This window comes from uncultured Croceicoccus sp., from assembly GCF_947496385.1.
GTDB lineage: Bacteria > Pseudomonadota > Alphaproteobacteria > Sphingomonadales > Sphingomonadaceae > Croceicoccus.
In genome coordinates this window covers 134,240-150,411 of sequence record NZ_CANMCP010000003.1, presented here as the reverse complement: position 1 = coordinate 150,411, position 16,172 = coordinate 134,240, and the positions used below count along the sequence as shown (strand labels likewise).

General features: G+C 65.7%; 14 protein-coding genes. 8 read left to right on the top strand and 6 right to left on the bottom strand.

Annotated elements, in window-relative coordinates; all coding sequences use genetic code 11:
• Nucleotide 1 precedes the first annotated feature (1 nt).
• Genes Q0897_RS06555 through Q0897_RS06535 form a run of 5 tightly spaced genes read left to right on the top strand, consistent with a single transcriptional unit; the run spans nt 2 to nt 5,982 of the window.
• Nucleotides 2–2,353, top strand: a complete 2,352-nt coding sequence (locus tag Q0897_RS06555; protein ID WP_299308381.1) for a glycosyltransferase family 4 protein — start codon at nt 2–4, stop codon at nt 2,351–2,353.
• On the top strand, nt 2,307–3,611 hold the full coding sequence (locus Q0897_RS06550) for a glycoside hydrolase family 130 protein (protein ID WP_299308379.1): 1,305 nt from the start codon (nt 2,307–2,309) through the stop codon (nt 3,609–3,611). Before Q0897_RS06555 ends, Q0897_RS06550 begins: the two co-directional genes overlap by 47 nt.
• 55 nt (nt 3,612–3,666) lie before the next feature.
• On the top strand, nt 3,667–4,698 hold the full coding sequence (locus tag Q0897_RS06545) for a sugar phosphate nucleotidyltransferase (RefSeq protein ID WP_299308378.1): 1,032 nt from the start codon (nt 3,667–3,669) through the stop codon (nt 4,696–4,698).
• The gene (locus tag Q0897_RS06540; RefSeq protein ID WP_299308376.1) at nt 4,695–5,498 is read left to right on the top strand and encodes a class I mannose-6-phosphate isomerase; all 804 of its coding nucleotides are present in this window, start codon (nt 4,695–4,697) and stop codon (nt 5,496–5,498) included. Before Q0897_RS06545 ends, Q0897_RS06540 begins: the two co-directional genes overlap by 4 nt.
• A gap of 43 nt (nt 5,499–5,541) precedes the next feature.
• Nucleotides 5,542–5,982 carry a DUF2721 domain-containing protein gene (locus Q0897_RS06535; RefSeq protein ID WP_202083109.1) on the top strand — a complete coding sequence of 147 codons (441 nt, stop codon included), beginning with the start codon at nt 5,542–5,544 and terminating at the stop codon, nt 5,980–5,982.
• Here the strand turns inward: Q0897_RS06535 and Q0897_RS06530 are convergent.
• From Q0897_RS06530 to Q0897_RS06520, 3 genes are read right to left on the bottom strand one after another with little or no spacing between them, the layout of a single operon-like run.
• On the bottom strand, nt 5,979–6,275 hold the full coding sequence (locus Q0897_RS06530) for a polyhydroxyalkanoic acid system family protein (protein WP_239804903.1): 297 nt from the start codon (nt 6,273–6,275) through the stop codon (nt 5,979–5,981). The genes Q0897_RS06535 and Q0897_RS06530 overlap by 4 nt on opposite strands.
• Before the next feature lie 4 nt (nt 6,276–6,279).
• Complete coding sequence (locus Q0897_RS06525) at nt 6,280–7,125, bottom strand: hypothetical protein (protein WP_299308373.1); 846 nt, start codon at nt 7,123–7,125, stop codon at nt 6,280–6,282.
• Nucleotides 7,125–8,324 (bottom strand): toxic anion resistance protein, encoded by a 1,200-nt coding sequence (locus Q0897_RS06520; RefSeq protein WP_299308371.1) that lies wholly within the window; start codon nt 8,322–8,324, stop codon nt 7,125–7,127. Before Q0897_RS06520 ends, Q0897_RS06525 begins: the two co-directional genes overlap by 1 nt.
• Nucleotides 8,325–8,501: 177 nt before the next feature.
• Here Q0897_RS06520 and Q0897_RS06515 point away from each other — a divergent pair, with 177 nt between their 5' ends.
• Entirely contained in the window at nt 8,502–8,630 is a 129-nt protein-coding gene (locus Q0897_RS06515) for an entericidin A/B family lipoprotein (RefSeq protein ID WP_239804900.1), read from the top strand.
• A 25-nt stretch (nt 8,631–8,655) separates the two neighbouring features.
• Here the strand turns inward: Q0897_RS06515 and Q0897_RS06510 are convergent, their stop codons facing one another.
• Both Q0897_RS06510 and Q0897_RS06505 read right to left on the bottom strand, forming a co-directional pair.
• Nucleotides 8,656–10,485 (bottom strand): glycoside hydrolase family 15 protein, encoded by a 1,830-nt coding sequence (locus Q0897_RS06510; RefSeq protein WP_299308368.1) that lies wholly within the window; start codon nt 10,483–10,485, stop codon nt 8,656–8,658.
• A gap of 80 nt (nt 10,486–10,565) precedes the next feature.
• Nucleotides 10,566–11,840 carry a cation:proton antiporter gene (locus tag Q0897_RS06505; RefSeq protein ID WP_299308366.1) on the bottom strand — a complete coding sequence of 425 codons (1,275 nt, stop codon included), beginning with the start codon at nt 11,838–11,840 and terminating at the stop codon, nt 10,566–10,568.
• Between the two features lie 132 nt (nt 11,841–11,972).
• Here Q0897_RS06505 and Q0897_RS06500 point away from each other — a divergent pair, with 132 nt between their 5' ends.
• The gene (locus Q0897_RS06500) at nt 11,973–13,520 is read left to right on the top strand and encodes a TIGR00341 family protein (RefSeq protein ID WP_299308364.1); all 1,548 of its coding nucleotides are present in this window, start codon (nt 11,973–11,975) and stop codon (nt 13,518–13,520) included.
• A 70-nt stretch (nt 13,521–13,590) separates the two neighbouring features.
• Here Q0897_RS06500 and Q0897_RS06495 read toward each other — a convergent pair whose 3' ends face one another.
• A complete protein-coding gene (locus tag Q0897_RS06495; RefSeq protein ID WP_299308638.1) occupies nt 13,591–15,351 on the bottom strand; it encodes a fatty acyl-AMP ligase in 1,761 nt (586 codons plus the stop codon).
• 295 nt (nt 15,352–15,646) lie between these two features.
• Between Q0897_RS06495 and Q0897_RS06490 the strand changes: the two genes are divergently transcribed.
• The gene (locus tag Q0897_RS06490) at nt 15,647–16,171 is read left to right on the top strand and encodes a RecX family transcriptional regulator (RefSeq protein WP_299308362.1); all 525 of its coding nucleotides are present in this window, start codon (nt 15,647–15,649) and stop codon (nt 16,169–16,171) included.
• Nucleotide 16,172: the final 1 nt, after the last annotated feature.

Here is a 16,172-nt window from a genome sequence, read left to right as displayed (position 1 = left end):
GATGACCGAAAATCCCGTTGTATCCGACGTGGTTTCCCTGTTCCAGAAGGAGCGCAAGAGCGCCGATCCCGCGAACGAGGGTGGCGATCCGGTGCACAGGCGGGTCGCACTCATCGGAACCTACACCCCGCGCCAATGCGGGATCGCGACCTTTACCGGCGACATCGTTGAACAGCTCGCCCGGTTCCATCCGGAAATCGCACTCGACATCTATGCCATGGACGATCCGGCGCAGGGTCTTTCCTATGACGACGTCGCCGGCACGATCGCGGCGCACGATGCCGCGTCCTACGCCCGGGCGGCGCGGCGTATCAACGAAAGCGGCGTCGATGCCGTCTGGCTGCAGCACGAATATGGCATTTTCGGCGGCACGTCGGGCGAGATGGTCCTCGACCTCGTGGACCGGCTGGCCGCGCCGCTGGTGCTCACCCTGCATACGGTGCTGGCCGACCCGTCGGAACGGCAGCGTGAAATTCTCGATCACCTGCTGAACCGGGCGAGCCGGGTGATGGTGATGTCGCGCCATTCGGCCAATCTCCTCGCCGGACGCTATGGCGTGGGGGCCGATCGTGTCGCGGTGATCGAACATGGCGCACCCGACCGCCCGTTTGGCCGGCAGGCCGAGTTCAAGGCGCGCATGGGCCTCGAAGGCCGCAGGGTGCTGACCAGCTTCGGCCTGCTCGGACCGGGCAAGGGGCTGGAGAACGTGATCGAGGCGTTGCCGTCCATCGTCGCGCGCCATCCCGAAACGATCTATCGCATCGTCGGCGCGACGCATCCCAATCTCGTCGCGCAGGAGGGCGAGAGCTATCGCGACGGGCTGAAGGCGCTGGCCGAGAGGCTGGGCGTAACGGATCACGTGGTGTGGGACAATCGCTTCGTCGATACCGACGAACTGCTTGATCAGCTGGAAAGCTGCGACATCTACATCACCGCCTATCCCAATATGCAGCAATCGACCTCCGGCACGCTCAGCTATGCCGTCGCGCTGGGCAAGGCGGTGGTGTCGACGCCCTATCTTCACGCGCGCGAATTACTGAGCGAGGGCGTGGGCGAGTTCGTGGCGCCGGGCGACAGCGAGGGTATCGCGAACGCCGTCAACGGCCTGCTCGACGAGCCCGAACGGCTGGAGGCGATGCAACGGCGCGCCTATGCCCGCGGGCGCAAGACGATCTGGCCGCGCTTTGCCGATGCGACGGCCGGCCTGCTCAACCGGGTGGTCGCGCGCCAGGCGGGGACGCCCGTGCCGCTGCTCGCGATGCCGGGCATGTCGGGCTTTACCGCGATGTGCGACGACACCGGCATGTATCAGCACGCGATCGGAAGGGTGCCCGACCGGCGCCACGGATATTGCGTGGACGACAATGCCCGCGCGCTGATGCTCGTCAACGTGGCCGAGGCGATGGGCGACGACGAAGCGGCGCGCATGGCGTCGGGCTTTGCCTCCTTCATTCAGCAGGCGTGGAACCCCGATCGCCGCCGTTTCCGCAATTTCATGGGTTTCGACCGCCGGTGGTGCGAGGAGGAGGGATCGGACGACAGCAATGGCCGCTCGCTCTGGGCGCTGGGTCAGACCTGCGCGCGGGGCCGGGACGAGGATTTGCGCTGGTGGGCGAAAACCCTTTTCGACGAGGCCTTGCCTGCCGTCGCCGAACTCGATTCGCCGCGCACGGTGGCGTTCACCATGCTGGGCGCGGCCGGGCGGCTTGCGCAGGAGCCGGACCATGAACAGGCGCGCGCCGTGCTTGAAAACGGCGGGGCGTTTCTGTGCCGCTTGATCGCGGCGGCGCGGCGGCCGGACTGGGCCTGGTTCGAGGCGGTGGTGGGCTACGACAATCCGCGCCTGTCGCAGGCCTTGATCGAGGCGGGACGCATTTGCGGGCGCGACGAATGGCTGGAGGCCGGGCTGTCCAGCCTCGCCTGGATCAACGAGCAGCAACGCTCCGCGACCGGGAATTTCCGCCCCGTCGGTTCGGACAGTTTCAACCTTGCCCACGAAATCCTGCCCTTCGATCAACAACCGCTCGAGGCGCTTGCCGCGATCGAGGCGGCGGCGGCGGCCTTTGCCGTCACGGGCGAGGCGCGCTGGTTCGAGCATGCGCGCATCGCCTATTGCTGGTTTTTCGGCGGCAATGATCGCGGAGTTCATCTGGCTGACATCAGAACCGGGCATTGCCGCGATGGAATCACGCCGCGCGGCGCGAATCGCAATTGCGGAGCGGAGTCGATACTGGCATTCCAGTTGTCCTACTATGCGATGACGGCTCTTGCGCGTTCGCAGCCGGGCAATTCGACGGGAGATCTTTTTGAGAACCAGCGACTATCCGGAAAGTCCACTAAACATATCCGATAAGCGGCTTCATGCCGATCCGTCGCGCGTTGTTCTAAGGCCGTTTCACCTGGGCTGGCAGGCCCGCACCGCCGATGGCAATCGCGCCATGCGGCTGGTGGAAGATATCGCGAACCTGTCCGATGCGGCGGTCGCGACCGAATACAAGCGCGTGCTGACCGATTTTAGCGAACGCCACTGGCAGACGGAGGCGGTGTTCGAGGAGCGTTATCGCGAGGTGGAGGACGTGCTCGGCCTCGACGCCGCGCGTTTCGGCGACATGCGGCGCAAGCTCATCGGCAGCTATTTCTGCCACGAATATACCTATGCGGCGGCGGCGTTGATGAACCCGTCGATCGTGCCCCATCCCGATCAGTCCGGGCTGGACGAGGACAGCTGTCGTTTCGTCCTGTCGCTCCGCGCGGTGGGGGAGGGGCACATCAGCTCCATCGCCTTTCGCGAAGGGATCATGGACCGCGACGGGGAATTCACGCTCTGGCCGCAGGGCGCCTTTGCCACCGCGGTCGACAGCGGCGAGGCCGAGGTCGCCGGCGATGGCGCGGTCACCGTGTTCCGCAACCCGGACAGCAATCTTTCGCACACCGTCATCTTCCCCATCACCGAACAGCAATCGGGCGGGCTTGAGGATCTGCGCCTGGTGCGTTTCGACCATGGCGGCGGGGATTACGAATGGATCGGCACCTATACCGCCTATAGCGGGCATGCGATCCGTTCCGAATTGCTGCGCACCCGCGATTTCCGCAGCTTCACGCTCGAACCGATCGAGGGGGCCGCGGGGCGTAACAAGGGCATGGCGCTCTTCCCGCAGAAGATCGACGGACGCTATGCGATGGTCGGGCGGCAGGACGGCAAGAACCTGTTCCTGCTCCGCTCCGACAGGATCGACCGGTGGGACGACGAAGGCGTGCTGCTCATGGGGCCGAAATATCCGTGGGAGTTCATCCAGATCGGCAATTGCGGCAGCCCGGTGCTGACCGAACATGGCTGGTTGCTGTTTACCCACGGGGTCGGCGCGATGCGCAAATATTCGCTGGGCTGTGCCTTGCTCGACCGGGACGATCCGTCGAAGGTTCTCGCGCGAAGCAAGGCCCCGGTATTGACGGCGGAAGATGACGACCGGTCGGGTTACGTGCCGAATGTGGTCTATACCTGCGGCGTGATGAAAATGGGGGAGCAAATCCTGATCCCCTATGGCATTTCGGACAGCGCGGTCGGTTTCGCGACGAGCACGGTCGATGGCCTGTTGCAGATAATGGAATGATGGAGGGCTGTGGGGGCGGCTTTCGTGATGATGGGGTAAGGTGAAGGGTTTTGTGATGCCGTCGATAACTCCTGTAATCTTGTGCGGCGGGAGCGGGACGAGGCTGTGGCCCCGTTCGCGCGCGGTTCGGCCCAAGCCGTTCCTGCCACTGATCGGCGGGACGCCGCTGTTTCGTGAAACGCTCGACCGTTGCGGCGACGAAACCTGTTTCGGTGCGCCGGTCGTGGTTGCGGGCGCGGCGCATGTCGCGCTGGTGGAGGAGCAGCTGGACGGGCGGGGCACGCTCATCGTGGAGCCGGCGGCGAAGAACACCGCTGCGGCCATCGCGCTCGCCGCGTGTCGCCTCGATGAGGACGCGATCATGCTCGTCTGTCCGAGCGATCATCACATCGGCGATCCCGCGGCCTTCGCGCAAGCCGCGACGAAGGCCGGCGAGCTCGCGCGCGAAGGCTGGCTCGTGGCGTTCGGCATCGCCGCCACCGCGCCCGAAACCGGCTTCGGCTATATCAAGCAGGGCGCGCCGATCGACGAGGCCGGCTATCGCATCGAGCGTTTCGTGGAAAAGCCCGATCGCGACACGGCGGAGGCGTTCCTGGCCGATGGCGGCTATGCGTGGAACGGCGGCATTTTCGCCTTCCGTGCCGGCACGTTCATGGACGAGCTCGCCAGCCACCGGCCCGAACTTGCCGACGCGGTGCGCAAATCGGTTGCCAAGGGGCGCGAGGAGGATGCGCGCTTCTACCCCGATGCGGGCGCGTTTTCGGTGATCGAGGGGGAATCGGTCGATTACGCGGTGATGGAAAACACGCGCTCCGCCGCGATGGTGCCCGCCGACATGCGCTGGTCCGACATCGGCAACTGGCAAGCCCTGCACGAGGCGCGCGGCGGCGACGGTGACGGAAACATGGCGCAGGGCGACGTCGAGCTGGTCGATTGCCGCCGCGTCATGGTAGACAGCGACGGGCCGCGCGTGTCGGTCATCGGGCTGGAGGATGTGATCGTGGTCGTCGACGGCAATGACGTGATGATCACGACGGCCGCCGGTGCGCAAAAGGTCGGCAAGCTGTCCGGGGCAGTCAACCAGTGACGGTGCTGTCCACCCGCACGGTCGAAAAGCCCTGGGGCCGGGACCGGCTGCCGGCGCCGTTCGTGGCGCCGGAGGGCACGCGGATCGGCGAAATCTGGTTCGAACCGCCCGAAACGCTCGATCAGCTGCTCGTCAAATATATCTTCACCAGCGAGAAACTGTCGATTCAGAACCACCCCAGCGACGCCCAGACCGAGGCGAAGGGGCAGGGCCGCCAGGGCAAGGAGGAATGCTGGTACGTGATCGACGCCGAGCCGGGCGCGGCGCTCGGCATCGGCTTTTCCGAGGATGTCGATGCGGAGACGATGCGCGCGGCGGCCGAGGACGGCAGTATCGAGGATATGCTGGTCTGGCACGCGGTGCGGGCGGGCGATTTCTTCTACATCCCTGCCAATACCGTGCATGCCATCGGTGCGGGCGTCAGCCTGATCGAGGTGCAGCAGAACAGCGACATCACCTACCGCCTCTATGATTACGGGCGCCCGCGCGAATTGCACCTCGACGAGGGGATCGCCGTTGCCACCGGCACGCCGCACGATCCGCATCTGCGCTTTCACGTGCCAGCGCGCGGGACGCAGCGGCTGGTCGAAGGGCCGTTTTTCGTGCTCGACCGCCTCGACGGACAGCCGGACGCGGAACTGCGCGCGCAATATACGGGGCCGCTGCTCGTCATCCCGCGCGAAGGGTCGGTGACCGTCGATGGCGAAGAGGTGGCGCCGGGGGGCTGTGCGCTGGCGCATGGAATCGATGCGGTGCGGTTCGCGGACGATGGGCTTTGCCTGGTGACGCGGCCATGCTGAAACGTGCGCGCAATGGATTCAGCGACCCCGCGATGGCGCAGCGATGATCGCACAGACCATTCAGCTCGCCCTTGCGCCGGTGTTCGTGCTGGTCGCGATCGGCAACATGCTCAACATGCTGGCCGGGCGGTTGGGGCGCGTGGTCGACCGGGCCCGCACGGTGCAGGCACTCCACGCCGCGACCGAAGGGTCGGAGCACGATCAGGTCGTGCGCGAAATCCGCATTCTCGACCGGCGGATCAACCTCATCAACCGGGCGATGCTGCTCCTCGTGCTCAGCGCTTTATCCATCGGGCTTACCGTGGTGTCGATCTTCATGACGGCGGTGTGGCACGCGCGCTACGACTGGCTCGACGCGCTGTTTTTCTTCATCGCGCTGTCGCTCTTGATGTGGGCGCTGGGGCTGTTTCTCACCGAAACGCGGCTCGCGTCGGCGTCGCTGCGCATTCCGCGGGAATTGCTGGAGTGGGAGCGCCGCCTCTAGCTCAGCAGCTTGCGGCCCTTTTCCTCCAGTGCGCCCTTCACCATCGGCTCGACGAAGGACAGCGCCAGCGGCAGGTCGATCTCGAACGTGACCTGCGTATCCTCGACATCGACATGGCCGTTGAGCTCCTGCCCCATGGCGCGGATGACCATCATCATGCGGTCCTCCCCCTGCCAGTAGGTTTCAATGTCGGCCATGCCGCCCGGCACGAAACCCGCCATGTCGTCCTTCTTCGCGTCGAGACGGCTGCGCACTTCGGCACGGGAAAGCGAATGGGGGACGGCAACGCGCATCAGTTCAATTCCTTGTTCGGTCGGTCGGGTCGGTCGCCGACGGAAGCGCGGTGCCGCGTGCGCCCGCATCCGTCAAGGGCACACCATTGTCCGCGCCCAAAGCCGTCGCCGATGCATCGGGCAGGGCGGCGACATCCTGACCATAGCGGTAGTCGAGAAATTTCGTGCGAATGGCGAGATCGTCGATCGCCCCCTCGGCGAGTTGCCGGGTCACGCTGTCGATCTCGGCGCTTATCCGCGCAAGGCCGTCGGTGACCTGCTGTGCGGGGGTGGTGCCGCCGTCGCGCGCATCCTGTCTGAGATGCGGGGGAATCGCGGTATAGCTCGACACCATTTCGGGCAGATGTTCGGTGACGAGCTTGCGCACCTCGCGCATGGCGGGCGTGTTTTCATCGAGGCCCTCCATCTGCACGCCGAGCCCGTCGAGCTGCGCCCCGATGGTGTCGAGGATGGGCACCGCCGGGGCGGGCAGGGCGGCCCGCTTGCTCTCGAGCCACAGCTCGGTCCGCGCGACCGTCTGCCGCAGATCGCCGCGCGACAATGTTTCGCGGCGCGGCATGTCCATCTTCGGGAACTTCCACAAGACGGCCATGACCACGATGATAGCCAGAACGGTGAGGAACAGCCCCTCGAACCCCAGCGCGCCGACGAACAGCCCGATCCCCATCGCCGCGATGACGATGGCGAACACCGCGACGAATATCCGCGTCAGCCGCAATTTCGCGTGTTTCGCCTTCAGCCGGGCCGAACCCTCGCCGATCGAACGTCGGCGCCCGCCCGCGCGGTTGTCGGCGAGGCTTTGCCGCGCGCCGGACATGATCCGGTCGGCCTCGTGCGTGCTGTCGGCCATCAGCCCTCGATGCTCAGCGGGGAGGCGGCGCTCTCGACCTGCGCCTGCGAGGCGCCTTCGGCCCGCGCGATATAGCCGCGCGATTTTTCGACCTCGTCGGACAGCGTGTCGACGGTCTGCTTCATGCTGTCCAATGCCTTCAGCTTGAACGTGTCGATATTGTCCATCGTGTCGTAGATATTCTGAAACGCGCGCTGCAGCGTTTCGAGCGGGATCGTGCTCGATGCGGCCTGCTCGTGGATCTTGCCCGTCTGTTCGCGCAGGAGCGTGCCCGTGCTGTCGATGAGGCCCGCGGTCGTTTCGTTCAATGCGGTGATCTGGCCGAGGACGAGACGCTGATTCGTCATGGCCTGCGCGACGGTGACGGCGGTGCGCAGCGCGGCGACGGTGGTCGTGCTGGCCCGGTCGACGCCCTTCACCAGCTCGACATTGTTCTTTTTGACAAGGTCGAGCGCGAGATAGCCCTGCACCGACACCGCCATCTGCGTCAGCAGATCCTGCGTACGCTGCCGCGTGTAGAACAGCGCCGTTTCGCGGATCGCCTTCGCCTTGGCGGGATCGGAAATGTCGAGATCGTTCGCCGCCTCCTCCAGCCGGGCGTCGAGCGTCCTCGAAATATGGATCATCTGCTCCAGATCGCCCATCGCGGCCCACAGCTTCTGCCGCTCCACATCGATGGCGGCATTGTCCATCAGCAATTCGTCCTTGCCCGATGCGAGCCGGCCCAGGATCGCCTGAATATGCCCTTGGGACGAGGTATAGCTGTCGAAATAGTTCTTCAGCTTGTTGCCGAAGGGGATGATGCCCAGGATCTTGCGCGGACCGGACAGCTTGCCCTGCCGGCCGGGATCCAGATCTTCCACCGTGCGGCGCAATTCGGCAAGGTCGTTGCCGACGCCCGTATCCTTGTCCATGGCGCGGACCGGCCGGTCGAGGAAGCGGTTCGATTGCCCCGCCGCCGCGGCGATTTCCTTGCGGCCCATATTGGTGAGCTGGTCGACCTTCTTGCCGAATTCGGGCGAATTGGCGTCCTCGGCGATGAGGCCGGACACGAAATCGTCGACCTTTTCATCGAGCTTCGATTTCTTCTCCTCCGATACAGGGACCAGCCCGGCCGCCTTTTCCGGCTTCACCTCGGGAACGGGCGCGGGCGCCTCCAGCGTCAGCTCGTCGGCGGTGGCGGTCTTGGTGTCGGCCATGGTCATCCTGTCGGCTTGGGCGCGCCGCGCCCGGTTTCGGCTTACTGTATTAGCGGTGTAAGACACATGATTCAAGCGAAACGCGGCGTCGGCAATGCGCGCCGCATCGTTCGCTTTGGGTTCATGTCGCTGAGGGCTATGCCCGTCGTCTCATCAATTGATCGGATATGACCCATCATGATTCGCAAGACCGTAATGATCGCCGCCCTGGGCGCACTCGCCTTTGGCCTGACGGCGTGCAACACCATCAAGGGCGCGGGCCGCGATATTCAGTCCGTCGGCCAGGCCGGCAACGACGCGATCTGACGCGCCTTATGAAAGCTGGAGCGGATCAGCGATATTCGTTCCAGCTTTTCGTGAGCATGACGGCGCAATTGATGATCCCGACCAGCGAATAGGTCTGCGGATAATTGCCCCATAGCTCGAGCGTGTTCGGCTCGATATCCTCGCTCAGCATGCCGGCCCCGGTGCGGCGCGCCAGCATGGTCTCGAACAAGGTGCGCGCCTCGTCCTTGCGCCCGGTGAGATGCAGCGCCTCGATCAGCCAGAAGGTGCACACGTTGAACGCGGTATGCGGGAGGCCGAAATCGTCCTGCGTGTCGTAGCGCAGCATGTTGTCGCCCCGGCGCAGCGCCTTTTCCAGCACGGCGAGCGTGGAATGAAACTTCTCGTCATCCTTGGAGATGAACCGGAGGTCGAGCAGTTGCAGCAGGCTGGCGTCGCGTTCGTCCCCGTCGAAGGTGGCGGCGATGGCGCCGGTCTCCGGGTTCCAGCTGCGGGCCATAATCTCGTCGCGCATGGTCGCGGCGTGACCCATCCAGTATTGTTCACGCTCATCCAGGCCGAGCTGCTGCGCCGCGTGGGCGAGCCTGTCCGCCGCGGCCCAGCACATCGCCGCGGAATAGGTGTGGATATGCTTGGAATTGCGCAATTCCCACAATCCCGCATCGGGCGTGTTCCAAACCTTCAGCGCGCGTTCCCCCACCCGTTCGAGCGAAGCGAAATCCTCCGCCCCGGAAATGCGCAGCAGGCGATTGTCGGCAAAGGCCTGCGCCGATGACAGCACGATCTGCCCGTAGGCGTCATGCTGAATCTGGCGCCAGGCATCGTTGCCGACCCGCACCGGACCCATCCCGCGATAGCCGGCGAGATGCTCCGCCTCCCATTCCAGCAGCTCGGCATTGCCGCGCACGTCGTAGAGCGGCTGAATATGCCCGCCCTGCGCGCTGTCCACGATATTGCGCAGATAGCCGAGATAGCTTTCCAGCACGTCGAGCGCGCCGATGCGGTTCAATGCCTGCACCGTGTAATAGGCATCGCGGATCCAGCAATAGCGATAGTCCCAGTTGCGACCGCTGTCCGCATGTTCGGGGATGGATGTCGTCATCGCCGCGACGATGGCGCCCGTATCCTCGTGCTGACACAGCTTGAGGCCGATGGCCGCGCGAATGACCGCGTCCTGCCATTCGAAGGGGATGGCAAGCCCGCGGACCCAGTGGCGCCACTCGTCCGCCGTGCGGGCCAGCATGTCGCCGATCCCGCTCGACAGCGAGGTGGAGAAGCTTTCGTCCGGGCCGAAGAAGAAATGCATCTGCTTTTCAAGGCGGAACGGCGTTTCCTGCTGCACCAGCCCGACCGGCGCGTCGGTGGTCATCCGCATCGCCATGGCCGGGTGGCGATAGGTGATGTGGCTCGACCCGAAACTGCGCTCCGGCTGTTTCGCGCCCCATTCGCTCGCGGGGCGGAGCGCCATGCGCATGCGCGGGCTGCCCGCCGTGGGGCGCACGATCCGCACGAAGGCGACCGGGCGGTACATGCGGCCCTTGTCCCGAAAGCGGGGACAGAAATCGAGCACTTCCATCGCATTGCCGTCATCGTCGGCAAACTCGGTCTTCAGGATCGGCGTGTTGCGGATATAGGATTGCCGCACCACCCGCCCGCCTTCGAGCGCGATCTTCCAGAACCCCTTCGCCGCCGCGGGATCATCCTGCGTATCGACGAGCGAGGAGAAGATCGGATCGCCGTCGATCCGGGGCAGGCAGGCCCAGGCAAACGTGCCGAAACGATCGACCAGTGCCGAAGCCTGGCAATTGCCGATCGGCCACAGTTCGAGATCCGCTTCGGCGGAGGGGAAGGCGGCGTTCTGATTCGTCTGGGTCATTACCCTCTGCAATAAGGGCCGTGCCCGCGATGTGAAGCCGCCGGGGCAAATTTATCGCATTGCAGCATGCCGGGCCGGGATCAGAACGGCAGCGCGCCGTGCCCTGTATCCTCCTCGGTCTCGGCGCGTTCCACCGCCGCGCCCGCGGTCAGGCCGTGCACCACCGCCGAAAGCAGGATGGCCAGCGACACGATCGCCCAAAGCTCGCCCTCGTTGTCGAACTCGATATGCGCGGCGGCATAGCCCAGATAGTAGATCGAACCGATCCCGCGCACGCCATAGGCCGCGACCACGAGCCGGTCGCGTCCCTTCATCTCGGTGCCGAGCAGCGCCAGCACGCCCGCCGCCGGACGAATGACGAAGATGAGCGCAGCCGCGATGAGCGCGGTGGTCCAGCTCAGCTCCCCCACGAGTACCGGGAAAAGCCCGCCGACCAGCACGAGCAGAATGGCGGTCAGGCCATGCTCGATCGATTCGTTGAACGCATGCAGCCGGCCATGAAACTCGTGGTCCTGCTCCACCCGGCGCAGGGTGGCACCGGCGGCAAAACACGCGATGAAGCCGTAACCTTCCACCAGCTCGGTAATGCCGTAGGAAAAGAGCACGCCCGCAAGCGCAAGCACCGCCGAACCCGTCTTCGCCAGCGGATTGTTCCGCGGCATCGCGAAGAGGAACCGCGACAGCAGCCAGCCGACCGCAACCCCGCCAATGGCGCCCACCGCAATGCGATAGACCACGTCGAGCGCCAGCCATTGCAGCCATTCGCCAGCAGACGGAATGCCCGTCGCACCGAGCAGCAGCCCGAGATACACGAACGGAAACGCCAGCCCGTCATTCAGCCCGGCCTCGGCCGTCAGCGCAAAGCGCACCGGATGTTCGCCGCCTTCGGTGGGCGGGCCGACCTGAATATCGCCGGCCAGCACCGGGTCCGTCGGCGCCAGCACCGCGCCGAGCAACACCGCGCCCGCCACGGTCAGCCCCGCCGCCGCCCAGCCCAGCAGCGCGATCGCCGCGATGGTGAGCGGCATGGCAATGGCAAGCAGGCGGATCGTCGGTTTCCACCGCTCCAGATTGGTGACGCAGTCGATCTTTATCCCCGCACCGAACAGCGCGATGATGACCGCCATCTCACTCGTCAATTCCCAGAAGCGCGGCGATGTGCGCGGATCGACGACATCGGGCAATCCGGGGATGAGCGCAAATCCCGCCATGCCCAGCCCGATCAGCAGCGCCGATGCGGCCGGTTCCCGATTGGAGAAATAGCGCGGCAGCCAATAGGCGAGGATAATTGCCGCCCCGGCCGTCGCGAGCGTGACGTGATAGGGATCGAGCCCGTAAAATGCCTTGTCATCCATCTGTGTATCGGAACGTCGCAACCGCGTTTTTGTGCCGGTCGGGTGCGCGCGGCAATGGACACGGGCCGTCCGCCCGCGATAAATGCCCGTGAATTTGCGCGCCATGTTCCGTGCGCGGCAACGGAGATTCGAGTGGTCGATCAATCCGACGCGATCGAAAAATCGCGCGAAAGTTTCAAGGGCGTGTTGCTGTCGTGGCGGCTGTGGTGGCGCCATTCCGTGGTCGCCTCGGTCGATCAGGGCGCGGTGATCGAGGAACGGCGCGAAGAGGCGATCATGTCCGCGCGCTATTTGTTCATGCTGGCCATGTCGGCGGGCATTGCGGTGCTCGGCCTGTTGCTGTCGTCGCCGGCGGTGGTCATCGGCGCGATGCTGCTTTCGCCGCTCATGGGGCCGATCATCGGGCTGGGTTTCGCGCTGTCGACAGGGGATTATAACTGGCTGCGCAAGGCTTTGCGCGCGCTCATCATCGGGTCGGTGCTGTCGATTGCGTTTTGCGGGCTGATCGTGGTGCTTTCGCCGTTGCAGACGGTGACCCCCGAAATCGCCAGCCGCACGCGGCCCAACCTGTTCGACCTGCTCGTGGCGCTGTTTTCTGCCATGGCCGGCGCCTATGCGATGATCCGCGGGCGGGCTGGCACGATCGTCGGCGTCGCGATCGCGACGGCGTTGATGCCGCCGCTGGCCGTGGTGGGGTTCGGGCTGGCGACGTGGAACTGGACCGTGTTTTCGGGCGCGTTGCTGCTCTACGTGACGAACCTTGTCACCATTGCGCTGACCGCGATGATCATGGCGCGGCTTTACGGGTTTCGCGCGAACCTGTCGGAAAACAAGACCCGGCTGCAGGATTTCATCGTCGTGGCGGCGTTCATCGCGCTCGTCATCCCGCTCGCCCTGTCGCTGCGCCAGATCGCGTGGGAGGCCAATTCGCAGCGGCTCGTCAATGGGGCGATCCTCGATGCGTTTCCCGATGCAGCGCGCGTGTCGCAGATCGACATCGATTTCAAGTCCGACCCCATCCGCATCACCGCCACCGTGCTCACCCCGGAGATCGAGAACGGGGCGGAGGAACGCTCGATCCGCCGGCTCAACCGCTTGCTGGAGGCGCCGGTCACCCTGCAGCTCGACCAGTTCCGTGTCGGCACCAGCGCCACCGCGGCGGAGGAAGCGCAGATCGCCGCCGCCAATGCACAGGAGCGGGCCGCGAGCGACCGCACGGTGCAGGATCTGACCGAGCGCATGGCGCTCATCGCGGGGGTTTCGGGGGACGACGTGCTGATCGACCGGGACCGCCGCCGCGCCACGGTCCGTGCGCGCCCGCTCGACGGGGCGACGCTGTCCGCCTATCGGCAGCTCGAACGACGCATCGCGCAAAGCGTGCCCGAATGGCGGATCGAGTTGATCCCGCCGGCCCGCGCGCTGCCGGAGGTGGCGTTTGAGGACGGGGCGCCGACGGATGCGGGCCGCGACGCGATCGCGCTCATCGGCTGGGCGGGGCAGCGGATCGACGCGCCGATCGCGCTATCGGGGGGCGAGGACAATATCGCCGCCGTGCGGGAGCGGCTGTCGCCGGCGGTGCGCGTCGTCGAACGGACGGGCGGGGGCGCGAATGTGACCGCGACATGGGCGCCCGTCGATACGGTGATCGCGGAGGAGACGGAGACGCCGCCGGCTGCGTGATAGTGTCGGTGCGACAGGCGCGCTGTTACCGCGGCGCCTGTGCCGGCCCGCCTGCTCGATCCCGCCGCGCTCAGGCCGCGATGGCGTAGGGTTCGATCTCGCCTTCGAGGTAGAGCTTCTTCGCCTTCGCCCGGCTGAGCTTGCCGCTGCTCGTACGCGGAAGGCTTTTCGGCGGTACGAGTTCCACGACGCAGTTCATGCCGGTGATGGAGCGCACCTTGTCGCGGATCGTATCGCGCAGGCGCACGCGCTCATCGGGATCCGACACGCGGCAATGGACCAGCACGGCGGGTGCTTCCTCGCCATCCTTCGTCTCGACCGAGAAGGCGGCGATGTCGCCCTGGTGGAAGCCGGGCAATTGCTCGACCGCCCATTCGATATCCTGCGGCCAGTGGTTCTTGCCGTTGATGATGATCATGTCCTTCGCGCGGCCCACGATGAACAGATAGCCGTCCGCCATGTACCCCATGTCGCCGGTGTCGAGCCAGCCATCGACGAGACAGGCGGCGGTCGCCTCCTCGTCGCGGAAATAGCTGTGCATGACGGACGGGCCGCGGCACCACACCTTGCCGATGACATGGTCGCGCTGCGGCTTGCCATCCTCGCCGCGGATTTCGACATCCATGTCGCGCACGGGTTTGCCGCAATTGACGATGGCGCGGTAACGGGCCGGGCGCGACAGATCGCGCGGGCTGCCCGAAAGCCGTTCCTCCTCGACCAGCTCCACCCGGATGCCTTCGCCCGGCGGCATGATGGTGACGGCGAGCGTGGCCTCGGCAAGGCCGTAGCTGGGGTTGAACGCCTGCGCCCGGAAACCGGCATCGGCAAAGGCGTTGACGAAATTCTGCATCACGTCGGGCCGGATCATGTCCGCGCCATTGCCCGCCACGCGCCAGCGCGACAGGTCGAACCGGTCGGCGACCGAAGACTGGCTCGAAATGCGGCGGGCGCAGATGTCGTACCCGAAGGTCGGCGAATAGGAGAGCGTCGTGCCGGCATTCCGGCTGATGAGGTCGAGCCAGGCGAGCGGACGGCGGGCGAAATCCTCGGTCTTGAGGTAATCGCCGGACACCTGGTTCGCGATGAGCGAGAGGAAACAGCCGACCAGCCCCATGTCGTGATACCACGGCAGCCAGCTGATGCAGCGGTCGCCGTCGGTCACCTGCATGCCGTGCGAATGGCCGGCCAGATTGTTGAGCAGCGCCCGGTGCGTGACCGCGACGCCGTGCGGGAAACGGGTCGATCCGCTCGAATATTGCAGATAACAGATATCGTCCGGGTCGAGCGTGGGAAGCGGCCCTTCGACCACGTCGCGCGTCGCAAAATCGGACCAGGCGATGCCGCGCACGCCCTGCCGCGCGCAGGCGGCCTCGGTCATCTGCGCGATTTCGGCGGGATAGAAGAGGACGAGCGGGTCGCTGCTCGACAATTGCACGGCGAGCTGGTCGATATAGCTGTCCTTGCCGCCAAAGCTCGTCGGCAGCGGCAGCGGCACCGGCCACGCGCCCGCATAGATCGCGCCGCAGAACAGGGCGGCGAATTCCGCGCCGGTTTCGGCGATCAGCGCGACCCGGTCGCCCGGCTTCACCCCGTCGGCGATAAGCCTGTGCGCCATGGCCAGCGCATCGCTCCGCAGTTCGGAAAACGGGTAGGGCCGCAGCAGGCGCCCGCGCGCATCGTGGAAATTGAGCCCCCGAACCCCTTGCGCCGCATAGTCGATCGCATCGGCGAAGGTCGCGAAATCCGCAAGACGACGCGGCAGCGCATCGTCGTTCGGCGTGGGCGACAATTCGGAAGTTTCACGGGTCCCGGCCCCGGCGTTGTGCGTCATGACGCTGTAGCTTTTCCCGTCCAGTATGTTCTTCATCATCCGGCCTTAGCCTATCGACCGCTGAACGCCGTATGAAACCGGCATCCGTGTCGTCCTCTCCCACCGGTCCTGCACGCGGTTTGCCCGAAATTCGCTTGCCGGGCAAATAATTGCAGCGACCGACGTTCCCATTCCAGCGGCAGTGTGGCACGATTATGGCACGATGAAAGACGAAAGCGCCCGTTATCCACGCCAGCGCCAACGCGCAAGAGTACCGAGGCCACCAAGCCCGCTCACCAATCAGCGATTGAACGAAATGGCGCTGGCCTATGTCGCGCGTTTCGCGACGACGGCGCGCAAGCTGCACGATTATTGTCGCCGCAAATTGCGCGAGCGTGGCCTTGCCGAAGGGGAGGAGACGCCGGACATCGACGCGCTGGTCGCGAAATTCGTCGCCAACGGTTGGGTCAATGACGAGGAATTCGCGCGCGCCAAATCGGGCAGCTTGCTGCGCCGCGGATATGGCGGGCGGCGGGTGAATGCCGCGCTCGACGCCGCAGGCGTGGCCGCGGGCGACCGCGCGGGGATCGCCCCGGGCGAGGCGCGCGCCGCCGCGCTGCGCATGGCGGAGAAGAAACATTTCGGCCCCTTCGCCCGCGACGGCGCGCCGCCTGCGGACCGGGCGGTGCGCGAAAAACAGGTCGCCGCCATGCTGCGTGCCGGGCATTCGCTGGACAGCGCGCGCAATCTGGTCGATGCGAGCGACATGGATTCGGCGCGCGACTGGGCCAGCGCGCTCGACGATGGCGTGGATGGCCCGGTGCACAGTTTCGAGGATTGAC